The sequence below is a fragment of the Weissella sp. DD23 genome (assembly GCF_001579105.1).
Lineage (GTDB): Bacteria > Bacillota > Bacilli > Lactobacillales > Lactobacillaceae > Weissella > Weissella cibaria.
This window is the reverse complement of the sequence record NZ_KQ970394.1, coordinates 104,359-106,212: the sequence shown is the minus strand read 5'-3', so window position 1 is coordinate 106,212 and position 1,854 is coordinate 104,359. Positions and strand designations below refer to the sequence as shown.

Here is a 1,854-nt window from a genome sequence, read left to right as displayed (position 1 = left end):
CTTGCAGCAACAAAAATTGTGAAGATGTACTTTGTGTGTACGCCACCTTTTTACCTTGCAACGCCTTCACTGAATCAATGTCCGAATCCTTTTGTACCAGTATGCCTGACCCAGATGATCGACTCGCACCGGCTGCAATGTAGGCAATATCCGTACCGGATGCCGCGGCTGTCACTGGTGGCGTATCACCCGTCCGCGCGTAGTTAATGCTTCCCGCTGCCAGCGCTTGCATTTCAGATGCGCCATCTGCAAATTCTTTAAAGACCACTCGATAACCAAGTTCCTTCATCTTCTTAACAAGCACGCCCCGCGACCGTGACACGTCAACTGGATCACCTTTTTGGTAACCAATCGTCACCTTTTGCAACTTATCACGTGAACCGGTTGTCTGTTGGTAGCCGTAGTAAGTCCCACCTGCCCAGAAAAACAGGAGCACGACTAAAATTAATTTTTGCCATCGTTTTTTCATGTTCATGCCTCACCTTAATCTGACAGAATAAATTCTTGGACCTCATTTGCCACCGCTATCATGGCCATTTCATCAGTTTGATGACGATGACCAGGGACGGTTAACCCAGTTGTGCCATGTTTAATGGCCACAATCCGATCCGCCATTTTTGCGGCTTCACGAACGTCGTGGGTAATTAAAATCGTGGTGAGATTTTCTTGATCCACAATGTCCGCAATCAGCTCTTGCATGCGTGAACGCGTTAAGGCATCCAGTGCCCCCAACGGCTCATCTAGCAACAGCAATTTAGGCGACGCCATTAAAGCTCGTGCCAATGCAACCCGTTGCTTTTGCCCACCTGATAATTGATTAGGATAATAATTCGCAAAATCGTGGAGTTGGACAAGGTCAAGCAACTCTTGGGCACGCACTTTTTCATTCATATCGCGTGACTTAAAGGACAAGTTTTCAAGGACCGTCATCCAAGGTAAGAGACGATCATCTTGAAACATTACCCGAGCAACTGTATTCAACCCGTTAATTGTTCGGCCATCCATCATTAGCTGACCCGTCGTGGCTGGTTCAAGACCCGCTATTAATCGGAGCAGCGTTGATTTACCACCACCCGATTCACCAACAAATGCCACAAACTCACCCGTTTTAATTGTTAAATTGACGTCATGTAACACCGTGTGTTGCTGATAGCTTTTCGTCACATCCGTGAGTTGTATTAAATCATCCGTTGCCATTAACGGCCTCCTTTACTAGCTTGCCAGTCTAACAAAATTGATTCCAATAATGCCGCGATCCAATCCGATACTTTTCCTAAAATGGCATAGATAATGATGGCTAAAAAGATGGTTGGCATGTCCAAAAATTGTTGGGCATTCGTTTCCATGTAACCAATACCGGAACTGGCCGAGATCGTTTCAGAAACAATCAACGTCGTCCACATCACCCCAAGCGCATACCGTAAGCCCATCAAGATAGTTGGCATTGCGCCAGGGAAAATCACTTTCGTAAACATCTGCCATTTCGTTAATCGATACGATTGCCCCATTTCAATTAACTTCGGGTCGATTGATTGAATACCATGCAAGGTATTGATATAAATCGGGAACATGACGCCGATGGCAACCAGTGTGACTTTGGCTGGTTCGCCAATTCCAAACCAAATGATGATTAACGGAATCAATGCCAAGTGCGGAATGTTACGCACCATTTGGATAGTCGAGTTGAACAATGCGTGGCTGATGCGGGATAGACCATTCGCAACACCCAGCACAAAGCCAACCGCACCGCCGATTAGCAATCCCATCGTGGCCCGGTATAACGAAATCCCCATATTTTGTTGTAGCGTGCCGGCTTGCCATAACGTCACCCCTTGTTCCAAGACCGCTAATGGG

Annotated in this window: 3 protein-coding genes; all 3 read right to left on the bottom strand. The window is 46.7% G+C overall.

Annotated features, from left to right (window positions below; translation table 11 throughout):
- Window positions 1-469: PhnD/SsuA/transferrin family substrate-binding protein (locus tag WEIDD23_RS14715; RefSeq protein WP_242865471.1), on the bottom strand; the 469-nt coding region annotated here is incomplete at its 3' end.
- 14 nt (window positions 470-483) lie between these two features.
- Window positions 484-1,197 (bottom strand): ABC transporter ATP-binding protein, encoded by a 714-nt coding sequence (locus WEIDD23_RS07925; protein ID WP_010370883.1) that lies wholly within the window; start codon window positions 1,195-1,197, stop codon window positions 484-486.
- Window positions 1,197-1,854 (bottom strand): ABC transporter permease subunit (locus WEIDD23_RS07920; protein ID WP_062358896.1); only part of this gene is annotated, 658 nt, incomplete at its 5' end. The genes WEIDD23_RS07925 and WEIDD23_RS07920, both read right to left, overlap by 1 nt.